This is a genomic window from Paraburkholderia unamae (assembly GCF_003096875.1).
GTDB classification, from domain to species: Bacteria; Pseudomonadota; Gammaproteobacteria; order Burkholderiales; family Burkholderiaceae; genus Paraburkholderia; species Paraburkholderia unamae.
In genome coordinates this window covers 1-16,199 of sequence record NZ_QEOB01000017.1, presented here as the reverse complement: position 1 = coordinate 16,199, position 16,199 = coordinate 1, and the positions used below count along the sequence as shown (strand labels likewise).

Annotated in this window: 19 protein-coding genes; 5 read left to right on the top strand and 14 right to left on the bottom strand. The window is 63.3% G+C overall.

Annotation, left to right across the window (positions count from 1 at the left end):
- The first annotated feature begins 111 nt into the window (after positions 1–111).
- Positions 112–846, top strand: coding sequence for a metallophosphoesterase family protein (locus C7402_RS30705; RefSeq protein ID WP_116613321.1), 735 nt, complete (start codon positions 112–114; stop codon positions 844–846).
- Positions 847–870: 24 nt separating this feature from the next.
- On the opposite strand, the gene C7402_RS30700 is transcribed toward C7402_RS30705, so the two are convergent.
- Positions 871–2,592 carry a dihydroxyacetone kinase family protein gene (locus tag C7402_RS30700; protein WP_116613320.1) on the bottom strand — a complete coding sequence of 574 codons (1,722 nt, stop codon included), beginning with the start codon at positions 2,590–2,592 and terminating at the stop codon, positions 871–873.
- A 321-nt stretch (positions 2,593–2,913) separates the two neighbouring features.
- Here C7402_RS30700 and C7402_RS30695 point away from each other — a divergent pair, with 321 nt between their 5' ends.
- Positions 2,914–4,443, top strand: a complete 1,530-nt coding sequence (locus tag C7402_RS30695) for a sensor domain-containing diguanylate cyclase (protein ID WP_116613319.1) — start codon at positions 2,914–2,916, stop codon at positions 4,441–4,443.
- Between the two features lie 426 nt (positions 4,444–4,869).
- Entirely contained in the window at positions 4,870–5,196 is a 327-nt protein-coding gene (locus C7402_RS30690) for an RcnB family protein (RefSeq protein WP_112173669.1), read from the top strand.
- A gap of 81 nt (positions 5,197–5,277) precedes the next feature.
- On the opposite strand, the gene C7402_RS30685 is transcribed toward C7402_RS30690, so the two are convergent.
- A complete protein-coding gene (locus C7402_RS30685) occupies positions 5,278–5,598 on the bottom strand; it encodes a PLD nuclease N-terminal domain-containing protein (RefSeq protein ID WP_224041478.1) in 321 nt (106 codons plus the stop codon).
- Positions 5,599–5,807: 209 nt separating this feature from the next.
- A complete protein-coding gene (locus C7402_RS30680; protein ID WP_116613318.1) occupies positions 5,808–6,326 on the bottom strand; it encodes a DUF308 domain-containing protein in 519 nt (172 codons plus the stop codon).
- 222 nt (positions 6,327–6,548) lie between these two features.
- Here C7402_RS30680 and C7402_RS30675 point away from each other — a divergent pair, with 222 nt between their 5' ends.
- Positions 6,549–8,405, top strand: a complete 1,857-nt coding sequence (locus tag C7402_RS30675) for a beta-galactosidase (protein ID WP_165842028.1) — start codon at positions 6,549–6,551, stop codon at positions 8,403–8,405.
- Between the two features lie 18 nt (positions 8,406–8,423).
- On the opposite strand, the gene C7402_RS30670 is transcribed toward C7402_RS30675, so the two are convergent.
- Positions 8,424–10,388, bottom strand: a complete 1,965-nt coding sequence (locus C7402_RS30670; RefSeq protein WP_116613317.1) for an enterotoxin — start codon at positions 10,386–10,388, stop codon at positions 8,424–8,426.
- Between the two features lie 85 nt (positions 10,389–10,473).
- Positions 10,474–10,809 (bottom strand): BON domain-containing protein, encoded by a 336-nt coding sequence (locus tag C7402_RS30665; protein WP_116613316.1) that lies wholly within the window; start codon positions 10,807–10,809, stop codon positions 10,474–10,476.
- A 329-nt stretch (positions 10,810–11,138) separates the two neighbouring features.
- Between C7402_RS30665 and C7402_RS30660 the strand changes: the two genes are divergently transcribed.
- Complete coding sequence (locus C7402_RS30660; protein WP_112173664.1) at positions 11,139–11,831, top strand: phosphatase PAP2 family protein; 693 nt, start codon at positions 11,139–11,141, stop codon at positions 11,829–11,831.
- A 125-nt stretch (positions 11,832–11,956) separates the two neighbouring features.
- Here C7402_RS30660 and C7402_RS30655 read toward each other — a convergent pair whose 3' ends face one another.
- The 9 genes from C7402_RS30655 to C7402_RS47155 form a co-directional block, all read right to left on the bottom strand.
- Positions 11,957–12,160: a helix-turn-helix transcriptional regulator gene (locus tag C7402_RS30655; protein WP_116613315.1), complete on the bottom strand. Its 204-nt coding sequence runs from the start codon at positions 12,158–12,160 to the stop codon at positions 11,957–11,959.
- Positions 12,161–12,231: 71 nt separating this feature from the next.
- Positions 12,232–12,471, bottom strand: coding sequence for a hypothetical protein (locus C7402_RS30650; protein WP_116613314.1), 240 nt, complete (start codon positions 12,469–12,471; stop codon positions 12,232–12,234).
- Positions 12,468–13,061: a hypothetical protein gene (locus tag C7402_RS30645; protein ID WP_116613313.1), complete on the bottom strand. Its 594-nt coding sequence runs from the start codon at positions 13,059–13,061 to the stop codon at positions 12,468–12,470. The genes C7402_RS30650 and C7402_RS30645 overlap by 4 nt, the downstream gene beginning before the upstream one ends.
- Positions 13,058–14,026 (bottom strand): phage Gp37/Gp68 family protein, encoded by a 969-nt coding sequence (locus C7402_RS30640; RefSeq protein WP_116613312.1) that lies wholly within the window; start codon positions 14,024–14,026, stop codon positions 13,058–13,060. Before C7402_RS30640 ends, C7402_RS30645 begins: the two co-directional genes overlap by 4 nt.
- Positions 14,023–14,433 (bottom strand): ASCH domain-containing protein, encoded by a 411-nt coding sequence (locus C7402_RS30635; RefSeq protein WP_116613311.1) that lies wholly within the window; start codon positions 14,431–14,433, stop codon positions 14,023–14,025. The genes C7402_RS30640 and C7402_RS30635 overlap by 4 nt, the downstream gene beginning before the upstream one ends.
- Positions 14,430–14,717: a hypothetical protein gene (locus C7402_RS30630; RefSeq protein WP_116613310.1), complete on the bottom strand. Its 288-nt coding sequence runs from the start codon at positions 14,715–14,717 to the stop codon at positions 14,430–14,432. Before C7402_RS30630 ends, C7402_RS30635 begins: the two co-directional genes overlap by 4 nt.
- Before the next feature lie 48 nt (positions 14,718–14,765).
- Positions 14,766–15,344: a hypothetical protein gene (locus C7402_RS30625; protein WP_116613309.1), complete on the bottom strand. Its 579-nt coding sequence runs from the start codon at positions 15,342–15,344 to the stop codon at positions 14,766–14,768.
- Positions 15,341–15,601 carry a hypothetical protein gene (locus tag C7402_RS30620; protein ID WP_116613308.1) on the bottom strand — a complete coding sequence of 87 codons (261 nt, stop codon included), beginning with the start codon at positions 15,599–15,601 and terminating at the stop codon, positions 15,341–15,343. Before C7402_RS30620 ends, C7402_RS30625 begins: the two co-directional genes overlap by 4 nt.
- Positions 15,598–16,199: hypothetical protein (locus C7402_RS47155; protein ID WP_208949029.1), on the bottom strand; the 602-nt coding region annotated here is incomplete at its 5' end. The genes C7402_RS47155 and C7402_RS30620, both read right to left, overlap by 4 nt.

Sequence of the window (16,199 nt, the reverse complement as noted above, 5' to 3'; positions counted from 1 at the left end):
GAAAACGCACAGCCGTGAGTCAAACGCGCGCCATCGAACCGTGGACATCGCGCGGCGGATCATCGAGAATCGGCGAATCGTGAACTCCCACCGGCATGTTCCGTTCGCACCATGAAAATCGCGGCGCTTTCCGATATTCACGGCAATCTCGCGGCGCTGGAAGCCGTGCTGGCCGATATTCAGCAGCAAGGGGCGGACGTGATCGTCAACCTCGGCGACATTCTCTCTGGCCCGCTTTATCCCTCGCAAACCGCCGACCTCCTCATGCGTCTTGGGTTGCCCACCATCCGGGGCAATCATGAAAGACAGTTGCTCGGCGCGGACCCTGCGCGCATGGGGCCATCGGATCGCTTCGCGCGCGGCGTGCTGAGCGCCGCGCAGCTGGCCTGGGTGCGCGACTTGCCCGCCACGCTGCGGCTGGACGACGACGTGCTGCTCGTGCACGGCACCCCGCAGGACGACCTCTCCTATTTCCTCGAAACCGTCATGGCGAGCGGCTGCCGGACCGCCACGCACGACGAGGTCCGCCGCCGCGCGGCGGATGCCGAGGCCACGCTGATCCTGTGCGGCCACACCCATCTCCAGCGCACGATGAAGCTAGCGGACGGCCGCCTGATCGTGAATCCCGGCAGTGTCGGCCTGCCCGCCTACGAAGACAGCCAGCCCTTCGCGCATCGCATGGAGGCGGGCTCACCGCATGCGCGTTACGCGAGCGTCACCCGCAGCCCGCGCGGCTGGGAAGTGGAGTTTCGCGCCGTCGAATACGACTGGCATGCCGCCGCGGACCTCGCGGCGTCGAACGGCCGCCCCGACTGGGAACGGGCGCTGCGCACCGGCTACTGCTGACGCGCTGCGCGCCCGGCCAGACTCTCAAGCCGCGCCGATGTACGGTTGCAAGGCCTTCAGCCAGCACGCCACCACCACCGCGCCGCCATCGGGCGAGCCCTTGGCGCGCTCGCCCAGATAGCTCGCCCTGCCCGCGCGAGGCGTCATGTGAGCCGTGTTGTGGGCGCCCTGCCCGGCGGCGAGCACCGCAGCGGCCCATGCTTCGCCAACGGGTTGTCCCGCGTTCAGCCCGTTTTCGAACGCGTCGACCGCGGGCGCCAATGCGTCCAGCATCGTGCGGTCGCCCGGCTTCGCGCCGCCCAGTTCGGTGATCGCTGCGGCCGCACTGCGCATCGCGGCCGCCCAGTCGCGCGCGCCCGGCTCGGCATGCGCCGCGAGCGTGCGCGAAGCACGCAGCAGCGCCGTAGCGTAGAACGGCCCCGAGCTGCCCGCAATCGCGCGGCGCAACGCGGCGCCAAGCGCGGCCAGCGCGCCGTGCGGTGTGACGAGCGCACCTTGCGGCACGGCGAGGATGGCGTGCGCGGCGCGACTCATGCTCGCGCCGAGATCACCGTCACCGGCGCGGGTGTCGAGATCGGTGAACAGCGCCTCGTTTTGCAGCAGCGCGTGCGCCACGGCATCGAACGCGGGCTTCAGGCGCGGCTCCCACACTTCGCTGCCTCCCGGCACTTGCGGCGCACCGTCGTCCGCGAGCAAGCTGGACCCGCCATCCGCGGGCTCCACGCGAATCTGGAGATTGAGCGTGCCGACGCCGGGCCACGCACGTGCCTCGGTATCGGCGTCGAGCAGCGCGATGCGCGCATCGTCGAGCCGCAGCAGGGAGATCGAGCAGCCCGGCATGTCGAGCGCCGAAAGGAAGGTGCCCGTCCACGCGCGTTCGACGGCGATGCCGCGCCGGTTCAGGCTCTCGAATGCATCGCGCATGATGATCGCCAGTTCCATTTCGGGCGTCGCGCCCAGCCCGTTCACGAGCAACGCGACGCGCTCGCCGCTTTTCAATGCGAGTTCGTCGATGATGTTGGCGAGCAGCGTCTCCGCCAATTCGCGCGCCGGCAGCGGCACCGTGCGCTCCACGCCTTTCTCGCCATGAATGCCCATGCCGAGTTCGATCTCGTTCTCCGCGAGGCGAAAGCCGGCCTGTTCCGCACCGGGCAGCGTGCATCCGTCGAGCGCCACCCCCATCGTGCCGAGGTTCTCGGCCACGCTGCGCGCGATAGCCGCCACCTGCGCCAGCGCGTCGCCCCTGGCCGCGGCGGCGCCCGCGATCTTGTGCACGAGCACCGTACCCGCAATGCCGCGCCGCTGGTGGCGCTCGGTGCGGCCGCGCAGCGACACGTCGTCGGCCACGATGACGATTTCCACGGGGATGCCCACGGATCTCGCCAATTCGGCCGCGAGACCGAAATTGAGCCGGTCGCCGGTGTAGTTCTTCACGATGAGCAACGCACCGTTCGGGCCCGCGCTCGCGCGAATCGCGGCAAGCACGGCGTCGGTGGGCGGCGAGGTGAACACCTCGCCGCAAACGGCCGCGCTGAGCATGCCCTGCCCCACATAGCCGCCGTGTGCGGGCTCGTGACCGCTGCCGCCGCCCGAAATCACGGCGACGCTACGCTGCGGCGGGGCGGGAAGCCCCTTGCGCACGAGAACGTTTTCGTCGCCGAGAACGCCGACATGCGGCGCGGTGCGGGCAATGCCTTCGAGCATCTCGCGCACGACGAGCGACGGGCTGTTGACGAGTTTCTTCATGACGGTGCCTGGAAAGAATGACAGGAACAGTGGCGCGGTGCGCCGCGCCGCCTATTGAAACACGAGATACACAAGCGGGACATGCGCGCGGCATGGGCGCGCGCTTCACTACGCACTCACTGCGCATCACCTGGCGTCGTGTAGGTAAAAATACCAATCAAACCCGTACGACGAATACCCGATATTGAGGCAGTAGCGTCCGAAACGCGGACTTGTTTGCGCCTTCGCTGCCTGCATGGCGGGCGCGCCATGGCCACTTTGCCCGCCGTGAGCGGGGAAATGCACGCGAGGAATGGGCGGCGATGAACGTAGCTGAAAGACATGAACCCACCGCGAGAGGATCGTAGCGCGCCCCCGTCCGTGCCTGGTCGCGCCAGGCTCATCAAATGGCTCACAGGGCCGCGCGCCATTTTCTATGGCAGCCTCGTGGTGGCCTTCGTCATGGCGTCGCTGTGCGCGACGGTGCTCTACCAAAGCCGCCACGACGCAATGGAACGCGCGCGCGAAAACTCGCGCAATGTCGCGCTCATTGCCGAGCGCGACATCGAACGCAACTTCGAGCTGTACGCGCTTTCGCTGCAAGCCGTCGTCGAAGGCCTGGGCAAGCCCGAGGTGATGGCGCTGCCGCCGCATCTGCGCAGCCAGCTTCTGTTCGATCGCGCCGCCACGGCGGACTACCTGGGCTCGATGCTCGTGCTCGACGCGGCGGGCAACGTCGTCATGGACTCGGCAAGCGACACGCCGCGCAAGGCCAATTTCGCCGATCGCGACTACTTCACGGTCCAGCGCGACAATCCCAACGCCGGTCTCTTCGTCAGCGCGCCGTTCCACTCGCGCCTGCGCAACGGCGCGCCGAGCATTGCGCTCAGCCGCAGGCTCTCGAACGCCGACGGCAGCTTCGCCGGGATCGTCATGATCGCCATTAATCTGGAGTATTTTCATCGCCTTTTCGCGGGGCTTTCGCTCGGCCCGCACGGCGCGATTTCGGTGATCGCGCAAAACGGCGTGATGATCATGCGTCAGCCCTACGACTCGGCGGTCGTCGGGCGCAACATCAGCAAGGCCAGCACGTTCCGCAAGTTCCGCTCGGCGGCCGAAGGCAGCTTTCTCGACACGTCGTCGATCGACGGCGTGCGCAGACTGTATTTCTTCCGTAATTTTCCGCAGTTGCCGCTCATCATCATGGTCGCGGAAGCGCAACCCGATATCTACGCCGCATGGCGGCGGCGAGCGCTCACGATCGGCTCGCTCATGGGCGCTTTCGCGCTGGGCTTCGTTGCGCTCTCGTTCATGTTGGGCACGCAGTTGCGGCGCAGAATGCGGGCCGAGTCCGAGTTGGAGCTGCTCGCCCGAACCGACAGCCTCACCGGCCTGCACAACCGCCGCACGCTAGGCGAAATTCTCGACCTGGAGTGGCGCCGCGCGAGGCGCGCGCGCGGCGTGTTCTCCCTGCTGTTCGTCGATATCGACCGCTTCAAGGCCTATAACGACAAATACGGCCACCAGGCCGGCGACGACGCGCTTGCGGCCGTGGCGCGCTGCATCGGCGAAAACATCCGGCGGCCCGCCGACACGGCCGCGCGCTACGGCGGCGAGGAATTCATCGTCGTGCTGCCCGATACGCTGCGCGAAGGCGCATACGCGATTGCCGAGAAAATCCGCCTTGCCATCAGCGAGCTCGCCATCGAGCATTCGGAAAGCGAGTATGGCCGCGTCACCGCGAGCATCGGCTCGGCGAGCTGGACGCCGGAGCAGGACATCGACGTCACCCAGGTCATCAAGGCGGCCGATCAGGCGTTGTACGACGCCAAGGCGCGCGGCAGGAACCGGGTTGCGACCTGCGCGGCGTAACGCGCGCCCGCTATTTGTGGGGCGCGCGGTTAGCGCGGTTTCCGGATTGATCTCCAGTCCGAATCAATCAGCCAACATCCGTAATGGGTCTCCCCAATCTCCAGGTGTTATCAAACGGATAACACGTGCGCTTATTCATCACAAATACTCGAAACCGCCACAAAATCGATCGAATGTAAATTTCTTGAAGTCGGAATTCTCTCTACTACTATGAATAGATAATTCAAACACTTAAATCCGCTATTTCGAGCGATTCACCCAGATTTTTAAGGGTCCGTTCGCCCAATCGCAAAGCAAGGCTTTCCGGACGTTTCATAACCGGTCTCGACACCGGCTTCCTGTCCGGTCAAACGCGCGGTCAGACACGCGCTCAGACGCGCGGTCATGCGCGGCGTCACTCCTCTTCCTGCCTCTGGAGATCGAACCATGAAAAGCCAACTCGTCGTTTCCGCCATCGCAGCGCTCCTCATCGGCGTTAGCCCTTCCGTGTTCGCACAAGGGGCATCGGGCGGCGACCAAAGCCAGGGCACCGGCCGCCAGCAGGTCATGCCGACCATGCCGCATCGCGACTGGCACGAGGGGCAGCAGGTTCCGTCGAAGTACCGGCATTACAACTACGTCATGAACGACTGGAAGTCACATAGTCTCGACGCGCCGAAGCGGGGTCAGCAATGGCTCGGCGTGAACGGCGACTACGTGCTGGTCACCCGGAGCAACTGGAAGATTTCGAAGATCGTTTCGGGTACGGAATGACGCGGGGGGGCTACGCGAAGGTAGCCCCGCGAAGATAGACCTCGAATCCAGGCATGGACGAACGCCATGCCTGTGCACACATCAGTCGACCAGTCGTGAGCGGAGGCGTTTGTACTCGTCCTCCGTGAGCGACCCTGTCGATTTCAGACGGTCGAGCTTTTCGATTTCATCGGCAATGCTGTAGCCGACGACCTGCCGCAGTTCGTCGCGCGCCTTCTGCGCGCGTTCCTGGTTGCGCGTCGCCATGTCCCGGCCCTGCGTGAGGATATAGGCGAATATGCCGATATACGGCAGCACGATGAGAAAGATCACCCAGACAATCTTCAGAAATCCCGATATATCGCTTCTGCGGAACAGATCGCTCGTTATCGTGATGAACAACCAGAACCACAAGATGAACATGAATATCGAAAAGGTATCGATAATAAAGTTCGAAAACGTAAATCCATTTGCAAAGATCATGGATGCTCTCCGTGGGTAGCGTGACGAAGCCCGCAACGGCGCGCGAACGCGGGCATCATGGATGCGAGACGACGCCGTACACTTTGACTGCCTGACTGCTCACGGCCGGCTGGCATGCAAGGGGCCCGGACGGACCGCCGTTTCTGTCGTCAGGCCAGACCGCGCGTGCGCTCGCTGCGGCCAATCGGCGCGAGGCCCATCGCGATGAGATCGAGGCCGAGAAATAGCCCGAGCAGCGGCACGGGCACGCTCGGGAAATTGGCGGCAAGGAAGATGGCAAGGAGAAACGACAGTGTGGCGCTGACAATGCCGATGTTGTTGATCTTCACGTCCTGCTCGATCGACGCAATGATCTTGAAGAAGCCGTCGAGCACGAAGAAGATCATCAGCATGACGGTGAGGCCGCGCGCCCGCGCGCTGTCATTCACGAGGATCAGGATACCGATGAGCAGCGGCACGACGACCGGTGGAATGCGCCTGAGCGTGAGCTTCCAGCCTCTCGCCATGAACAGGTTCAACGCATGCACGAAGCCGCAGAACAGCAGCATTCTTGCGATGAAAAGCGTGCCGATCAGCGACCGGTTGGTCAGCGACAAGACGATGCAGAGGATGCCTCCGGCCACGAGGAGCGTGGAACTCGCGACAGGGAAGAATGCACGCTTTTTCATATTCGAATGTAACTGGGTCTATACGGTTACATAGCCGGCCGCCACTGGCTTGCGCGTATGCGTGTCGGGTTGTCGAATGGTTGAATCGCTGGCCTTTACGAAATTAAGCGTTCTACTAGCAATCGTGAATGGAAAGTATAGTGCCTGAGTCCGCAAATACAAGCGCGCTCCGTGCCACGCCGTGTTGAACCGCGCCTCGCGGCGCCGAAGTGCGAGTGCATCGTGAACCTCGAAAGCCGCCACCGTTTCACTTTCAGCACCCATGGCGAGCACTTCCTGCTCGACGGCGAGCCCATGCAGATTCGCAGCGGCGAATTGCACCCCGCCCGCATCCCGCATGAATACTGGCAACACCGGATTCGCATGACGAGAGCCATGGGGATGAACTGCGTTGCGCTGTACGTCATGTGGAATTATCACGAGACCCATAAGGGCGTATTCGATTTCGAGAGCGCCGACCGCGATATCGCGGCCTTTATCCGCCTGTGCCAGTCAGAGGGAATGTGGGTGCTGCTGCGTCCCGGTCCGTATGTGTGCGCCGAATGGGACCTGGGCGGCCTTCCTTCGTACCTCTTGAGCGAACCCGATATTCGCTTGCGCACCGACTCGGCCACCGACCCGCGCTACATGGCGGCCGTGGCCCGTTATATCGGCGCACTGGCTCCCCGCGTTCTACCGTTGATGATCGAGCACGGCGGACCCATCCTGATGATCCAGATCGAGAACGAATTCGGCTCTTACGCAAGCAATCCGGCTTACCTCGAAGAACTCCGGCAACGCTGGCTTGCCGCCGGCATTGACGGGCCCTTCTATACCGAAGACGGACTCCCGCAACTCGAACGCAATCGCACCACGGTAGCAGGCGGCGCGATTGCGCTGAGCAACGGCGACGCGGCAAGGATCGCAGCAGCGCGCCACGCATTTCCCACGGTGCCAGTCATGGCTGGCGAGGTGTACCCCGGCTGGCTCACGCATTGGGGCGAAGCCGGTTTCGCCGGGAAGGACTACGATCTCTCCGGCGTGCTCGCCGAATTGATGCGGCGGCAACTGTCGTTCAACCTGTACGTCATTCACGGCGGAACGAGCTTTGGCTTTTATGCCGGCGCAAACGTGGACGATGCCGGCAATTATCAGCCCGACATCACGAGCTACGACTACTGCGCGCCGATCAACGAGCAAGGCGCGGCAACGCCCAAGTACAGGAAGTACCGCGAGATCATCGCGGGCTATCTGCCCGAGCCGTTGCCCGACGTACCCGAGGCCATCGCCACGCTGGAATGCGCCGGGTCCGGGGCGTTGCTGCCAACGCGCTACGCGTCGATCTGGGATAACCTGCCCGCCGCGCTGCCGCGCGAGCCAGGCGGCAAACCGCACTCCTTCGAACACTATGGTCAGGCGTTTGGCTTCGCGCTCTACCGCAAGGCGCTGCCTGCCCACGCGGTGGGCGCGCTGGACATTAGCGGCGTGCACGACTATGCAACCGTCTTCGTCGATGACCGCTATGTGGGCGCCGTGTCGAGAATGCGCATGCCGCTCGCCCGCGCCCAACCGCTCAACGTGATGCATCGCGCACCGCTCGCGCTTCCTTCGACAACACCGAACCATGAGGCGAAGCCGGACGAAGAATTTTCGTTAGATATCCTTGTCGAAGGCATGGGACGCGTCAATTTCGGGCCCGAGATCGTCGACCGCAAAGGACTGTTCGAACCGGTTAGGCTGAAGAATGCCGACGGGTCGCTGGCCTGGCTCACGGACTGGGAAGTCTTCCTGCTGCCGATGGATGAAACGTTCATCGCCAACTTGCAGGAAGGTTGCGCGAATCCGCTCAAGCCCGGACTCTTTTTCAAGGCGAGTCTCGTTCTCGATACCGTGGGCGACACGTGGCTCGACATGAGCCACTGGACCAAGGGCGTGGTGTGGGTCAACGGCCACAACCTCGGGCGCTACTGGCATATCGGCCCGCAACAACGCCTCTATTGCCCCGCCCCGTGGCTCACGCAAGGCGTGAACGAGGTGCTCGTTTTCGACCTGCACCAGGTCGAATCGAAGCCGGTTCGGTTAGCCGATAGCTTGTCATAGGCATGCGCCTCGCGCCCCCTATCGTCGCGCCTCAATGGCCGGAGTCAGTTCCAGCGTAAGCACCTCGAACGGTCCGAGCAGGACCTCTTGCCGCTTGTCGGCATCGAGCAATACCGGAATCGCGGTGCGCCCTGCACACCGGACGACGCGCGCATGAAATCGCTGCGCCCCGGCGGCCGGCAACTCAAGCTCATGCCGCAACTCCAGCGCGAAGCGCTGCGCACGATTCGCCGGATTGCGCAGCGTGACGATCGCCTTGCGAGGCGACCACGCCGCCCAGCCGTATATCGCCTGTGCGTCCGGCGCACCGCCAATCCAGTGGCTGTCACGCAGCACATCGCCGTTTTCGCGCGCCCAGCGGGCGGCTTGCGCGAGCGCGTCCCAGTCGCTTGCGCCCAGCAGCGCCGGGGTGATGTATAGCTCCTGCAATTGCGTGCCGCTGCCGAAGTAGGACCACACTTCGTTGGCGAACGCATCGCCCGCCGAGGTATTGAGGCGCGCATTGCACTGCGCATAGTAAATGCCGTGCAGCATCAGCGAATTGAGCGGAAACAGCGGACTGCGCGCGACGACGTTGCGCCAGGTCTGCGCGTCGCGGTAAGTGATCCAGCGCTCGCGGTTCGCGCCGCTGCCCGCCTGGCCGTCGTCGCTGCCGCCGCGCCAGATCGAATCGACATGGCGCAGCCAGAACGGCGAGGGATGCGTGCCTGTCGAGAGATTGACGAAGGTGTCCGGTTTGGCCGCGCGGATGTCCCCGATGAGCTGAATGGCCGCGTCCCAATCGCTATCGAAGAGGCTGCCGGGAAACACGCTGTCGGCATTGCCGGTGCCGTCGAACTTGAACTGGTTCACACCATCGCGCTCGAGCAGCGCCATGACGACTTCATGAAAGCGCCGGTAATAGCGTGGTCCCGAAAGCGCGAAGCCGTTATCGATGACCTCATACCCGGCCGCACGACCGTGCGCTACGCGCTCCTGTTTCGGCGCACCGTAGCCGCCCCAAGGGGAAAGCCATACGCCCGGTGCTGCGCCATAGCGTGCCGCGGCCTCGCGCAGCGCGGCGAAGCCGTGCGGGAATGCCTTGCTGAACTGCCAGCCGCCGCCAAGATCGTCCCAGCCGTCGTCGAACAGGAATGAATCGATGCGCACCCCGCGTGCTGCGTGCAACTCGCGGCCGATCGTCCCGATGCGTTCAAGCGCCTGCTGCTCCGTGTAGGGCGTGAGGTAGCCGATGTCGCCCCAACTGTTGTAGTGCAGGCATGCCCGATACGGCCGGGCGCGCTCCCGCTCCAGATAAGTGGCGAAGTCGCGCCGCAATTGCCCGTCGCGCGCCACGCCCGCCACTGCGCTATACGTCAACGTTCGGCTGCGTTCCAGCGGCAATGTGCGCCGCAGCGTCATGCTGATGCGCTCGCCTTTCACGTGACTGGCCGCCAGCGGCAGTTCGAAGCCCAGATAGAAGTTATCCGCGACGACTGGCGTTCCTGTTGTTTCGAGGCTCACTTGCGGATTGGCGCCGCGCGCTTCCAGCAAGGACACCACGGTAATGGCTTCGTCCTGAAGCAGCGCGGTCACTGCAAGCTGCATGCGCAGGTATCGTGATCCCTCCCGCTGTTCCACGCTCCACAACACCTTTAGGCATCCTTCCTTATCGCCGAGCGTGGCGCTCACGCGCCGGCCGGCGATACGGTCGACCAGGCGCAACGCCTGGTAATCAGGTTCGAGCGTGGATTCGCTCAGCGGCGCGAGGAGCCTCAGTTCGTCGACGCCCACGACGCTCGCGTCCGCGCGCGATAACGCGAACGGCGCGACGATGGGCAGCGTGTGCGTCCGTATGCCATCGATCAGCGAAAAGTCGGCAAGGCGTTCGTCCTTCAGCGTCCAGCGCAACGCAATGGCGTCGTTGCCGAACGAACAGATATCGCCGCGCTGGTGAAACACGGGCATGCCGGCTTGCGTTGGCGAAGCATCGTTGGCTTCCATGAGAGGACCTGTCTCGGGCGAGTGCCGCTTGCCTAGGGTAGCCGCAACAGCCCGGCGTATTCAAGCGAGGCGCGCCGGCAAGCACTCAGCGACCGCTCGCCCGCACCACCAGCTGGCTCTGCACGGACCTCACCCCTTGCACGCGTTGCGCCGTGCGCAGCGCCAGCGCCGCTTGCGACTGATCCGGCACCCGGCCTTGAAGCGTCACACGGCCATCGTGCGCGCGCACCGCAATGCCGGTCGCGTCGAGACCGCTCGTGCGGCTCAGCGAGCGCGACACCGCGTACTCCAGTTGCCGGTTCATGTCCCGCGCCCCGCCCGGCGTCGCCAGCACGCCGCTGCCGGGTTGCGCCTGCGCGCCAAACGCCATGAGCGCGATCAGCGCGCCCCCTATCCACCGTGCTGCACGAGTCATTTTCATTGTTCCCTTCCTCGACCAAATACGCGCGTATGCCAATGTGCTCGGACCCCAATCAATGCGGACACCTCGAAACGTCTGAAAACGAAACGATATGTGTCGATCAGTTACAGCCGCGCGGGGCCCTGCACGCAACGGCGGCTTCCTGGCGCTCCCCGCCGGAGGGCGGCGCGACAGAGTGAAATTTACACTTGCTTTCGATTCCTTACCTATGCGCGGTGATTTGAAAACTAGGATGCGGAGCGCCCTGCGCAACCCGCACGAAGGCGGCCTGGCTTGCCGTTCCCGGCCGTTTTTCTCACGAATTCAATCAGCGCAATGGCTCACAATCAATGACCCGCTTCGATACAGTCATTCTGGGATTCCTCACACAAATCCATCTCAGCCCTCTGCTCAATCACGCGATTCGCGTAATTGCGGGCCTTTATACGTTCAAGGGCTTCCTGCTGATCCCGCTATTGCTGTGGATCTGGTTCCAGCCGAACAAGCGGCGCGACTGGCAGCGCGAAATGGTGATTGCCACCGTGGCGAGCGGTCTGATCGCGCTTGCAGCAGGGCGTCTGCTTGCGCACTTTCTGCCATTTCGCGAGCGGCCGATTTTCAATCCGGACCTGCATCTGCATTTCGCTTCGGAAGCGCTGCGCGAAGCCGCGCTAAGCAACTGGAGTTCCTTTCCCAGCGATCACGCCATGCTGTGGATGGCCATTGCGACGGGGATCTTTCTGGTCTGGCGCGGCATAGGCACGCTCGCGCTGCTTTACACGGCGCTATTCATTTGTTTGCCGCGCGCGTATCTCGGCTTTCACTACCCGACCGATTTGCTGGCCGGCGCCGCCATTGGCGTGGCGATTACCTGGATCATGACGCGCGACGCCGTGCGCAAGCGAACCGCAGCGCCGGTTCTCGACTGGACGCTACGCTTTCCCGGCCCCGCGTCGATGATCGCGTTTCTCGTGTGCTTCGAGTTGATCACGCAATTCGACGATCTCCTGCGGCTCGCGCATTCGGTGCTGAAGGTAGTGTGACGGGTGAAGGCGGCAATATGGATTGCGCGTCGCGGCGGTTTTCGCGGCCTAGGCGATTTAGCTTATGAGAACCCTAAGACAAATCGCCTAGGAAGGGCTTATGGGATAAGGCTTTCAGCCCGGTCTTAGTGTCCAGAACTGGCCGTAGCTACCATGCTGGCTACCAAAAACGCACGGATGCTGTCATCGGTGATCCGCGAGGAGTTTTCCCCGAGCTGGATCCGAACCAGCTTTCCCTCTCGGGCAAGCCGGTAGATGGTGGCTCGGGACACTTTCAGTGCGTCGGCCGTGGCGTTGATCGTGTGGAGTTTCGGGAGAACGGTGCTCATTGTGCTGGGTCCTCGATTTCTTTCATGTGTTGCGTGGATGCGACAGGCGCGGCGGCTTCATTCGGTTCGGTCTACAGCTTCACTTCGACGGATCCTGCCTTCACGGTTGTCACGTCGGAATGGTGCCGTTGCAGCACGAGACGGACGCCATGGCCTAGGTGGATCGGGCAACCGTCGGCATTCGCTTCGTTGAGCGCCGCGCCATAGTGCGCGGTGCCGAGGTTCGCGAGCAGGTTAATCCACCACTCCGGATCCTTCTTGAGGGAATGCAGCTGGTCGTGGTTGATTTCGATGATGGTACGGATGCTCACGCGTCGGCCCTCCTGAATTCGACTACCCACACCCACGGATTGGCTTCCCAATCGCCGCCCGTCGAGTTCCACAGCCCGGAAAATGCCCAGCGCTCCGGCGGAACCGGCGAGCCTGCATTCGCGTAGCTCTCGCCCTCGTTGTAGTCGGCGCCTTCCACGTCGATGCCTTCGGCGAAGCAGTCATCGGAGCTGATCTGCTTCAGGCGCTCGACGCGCACGCCGGTGATTTCGAGCGTGATGCGCGAGCAGTCGCGCGGCATATGGATCGATGGCTTCCACGTGATCGCCTCGGCGGCCGGTAGGTTCTCGTACTTACCCAAGACGTTGGCCGGATAGTCGGCGCGATAGAACGTCGGGCCGGGGTCGAGCGTCGTCGGCTGCGCCCAGGTCTCGCGCACCCACAGGCGATCGCCAGCGAAACCGTAAGGGCTGAGATAGCTCTCTGGCAGCGCTACGTACTCTGGCGTGAACCTGACTTCATTAAGCCAGTCGAGCGCGATACCTTTCACGACTCGCCGCGTCTGCGTCTTGCGACCGTCGAGGATCGCGCGGACCATCGGGCCACTAAACAAAATCGGACGCTCTCTCATCGCACGCTCCCCGGGAATTCGTCATGCGTGCGGCCGTCGAGTTGGCGCCCGGCTGCCTTCTTACCAACGCGTTCCAGCACGCTGCGCGCGCCGAACATCGCAAACTGGCGGGGATAGCTGTCCACCTCGTGATGGCGGGTTCGATCGAAGTCATAGTCGCCGAAGGCAAAGCGCCCGGGTTCGCCAGATGGCCTTGGCCATGCAGGGCCCCATTCACCCCACTGCTTGAAAAGAAACGGCACGCTAGCGGCGGCGCACTGGTCGCGCAGTTCGCGAGCCCATTGAATGCTCATCGGCCGCGCGCCGGGGCCGCTCTCGCCGCCGACTATCACCCAGTCAATGCCGCTCTGTATCATCCACGGCTGGCAGATCTGCTCGCCGGCGCCCTGGTCGATATCTGGGCCCGGCGCCGGACGCTCCAGATCCACGGGCCCGAGCAGCGGCTCCATCGACAGGAAGCGCACCCGCGCGGGCACCGCGAGCAGCTTCGGGATGTCGCGGTCCGCCTCGGCTTGGTTGACGACCGTTGCGCCGAGCCAGACGTTCTCCGGCAATTGCTCGATGCCGATATGGCGGAGCATCGTCGGTACGTTCCCGATCCGCTTCGTAAGCAGCAGCCAGTCGAGATTCGGCGTTGCGGCGATCAGCTGAAAGAGGTCGCGGCGCCACAACAGATCGACTTCGTTGTCGAACACGTCCGCGAGCGACGCGCAGAATACGCGCTGCCGGCGGCCGTGGATCGCGTAGAAAGTGCCGTCGCGATTCCACTGAAGCGGCTTACGCCAGTTTGCGGCCGACGTACGGCGCCGCGGCGCACCGGGCCCCCAGTTGACCGCGACACCGCCCCCGAAGCGCGCGTTGCGCGTCTCAGCGTAGCAGTGATCACAGCCGGGCCCGACCTTCTGGCAACCCTCCCAAGGATTGAACGTGTGGTCCGTCCACTCGATTTTGCTGTTCTCGCTCATGCGATTGCTCCAGAATCATGCAACTGCCTCAGCTTCGCAGCGACATCGGGCGGCACATCAAAGAAACTGAGTTTCCCCTTGCACGGGACAAACGGTAGCGGCCTGGCATCAGCAAGCACAAACCCATATGCCCCATGAAACCACTTCGATTCGCTTTCGCTGACGCAATCGATGATCGTCGCTACGCCAACAATGCCGCCGATCATGTCGTCGCGTTGCGGGTACTGGATGCCGTAATGGCGCGTATACGCAACGGCATCGTCCGCATAGTCTCGCTTAGGGTAGTTCACGCCGGCATGGATCAGCACTCGGCCGCGAAACCTCGTCGGCCAATCCCGGTTCTCGATGTCCTTGATGCCGTTGACGATCAGCCATGCATATGGCTGACGAATAGATAGTGCTTTCACCACTCGCCTCCTAACCCATTGAGTTTCTGAAGCACACCAGGCAGCGCGGCCATGCTCGAAACCGTGTACAGGCCTCGCGCGATCGCGCCGATCATCCAAAGCAGGAATGCGCGTTGAGACGTGCGCGTCCAGTCGTCGAGTTCGGCGCCACGTTGCATCGGCGTGGGCCGTAGCACCTCCGGCAGAGTTTCGATCGCGGCCGCGTGCTTCGCGGCAATGGGAGTGCGCTCATCGACCGGCTCTGGTGCCAACTCGGGCCCGGCGCCGAACATGTCAACTTGCATTGCCGTCTCCTCTGAGCATAATTGTGCGCATCTCGTTAATGGCATAGCTCATTGCGCATCATCGTGCGCACGCGCCAACTTCTCCACTGCAGCGCGACAGTCGTTGACCGCCACGCTCGCCAGCAAGTTGGTCTGCCGGGCTGCGATGGGGGCTAGGGCGTCCATGACGGATTGGATGGTTGGCTGTTGTGCCGCTGCAATCCACTCAATCAACGAGAGTTGATCGCGCCACCAGTCCTTCTCGTCGTGCACGTAGCCGAAGCGCTCACAGAGCAAGCGGTGGAAGTTCTTGAATTTATGTGTCGAGTCTTGGAGCGACCATGCTTGCGGTGCTGCCGCGCGCGCCGGATGATGGCATGCACCCTCGCTCTTGCATTGACCGGGAAGATCGCAATGACGGAACGAGCAGTTCTCGAATGGGGCATCGCCCTTCACCGTGGCTTTAGAAGCGGCGCGGGCGTCGCGCAGCGCGTGCTGGATCAGTGCGTTGATGGCCATCACGCTCCCGAATTCGATATAGCCGTTCGCGTTCTCCCGGCCGCCGACATGTGCGATACGCTCGCCCAAAGTCATGCCCCCTGTCGCGCTTGCCGCGCGCTCGCCGCCCTTCATCGTTTCATTGCTCATTGCGAGTCTCCAGCCGGATAGATCCACTTCGGATCAGTTGCGAACAGACGGTTTTGCACTTGCGCGTCGCCGCGATCGATCTTCGCCTTCAACGACTGCGCCCAATCGCAGAGGCGGTTGTATGCCTCGACGGTGCCCATCTGCGTTTCCATGTCTTTGACGGCGTTCCACATGCCGTATTCGCACGGACGCATGATGCGCTTCGGCGCAGGGCGGTCGCTCGTGGCATTGACGGGCAACTGTTCGACGTTGCTCATTGCTTGGCGCCCTGCGAGGCAGCGCGGGAGCGGATCTCCTTGAGCGCCTCGGCGGCGTGCGGCTGCCAATCGGCACCATGTTTAAGTACGAGCTTGACGAGCCAGTGCAGGACATGCGCCTGTTCGTCCTCGGCTTTGCGTTTGATCTCGTCGCCAGAATCACGCATAACATGCGCCACTGGCCCACACCGGAAGTTCGGCCAGCCAAGGACTTCGCGCAGGTCGTCGCTGAGTTCCTCGGGATACGTCAGCGCCGCGCGCTCGTCGAGCTGCGCTGCCGCAGGTTCTACAGTGGTTGACGTACCGTCGAGCACGAACGAGCCTTCCTCCGGGTATTCCGCGCACCAGATGTACGTCGCCTCGCCGCCGTGGCCGTGGCCGAACTCAATCGCGACCGTGGCTTCCATTTGTTCAGGGTCGGTGGCGCGGTCGGGCGCAATGAAATCGAGTGCTTCGAGCAATTGCGCGCCAGTCAGCACGAGCGCGTTCTTACCCACCTGTTCCGGCGCTGCCGCATTTGCGGCGACGGTAGGCGTAGGGGCGGCGAGCGTAACGGGGGCGCCAATAATTACCGCGTTGGTCTTGGTTTCCTCCCAAG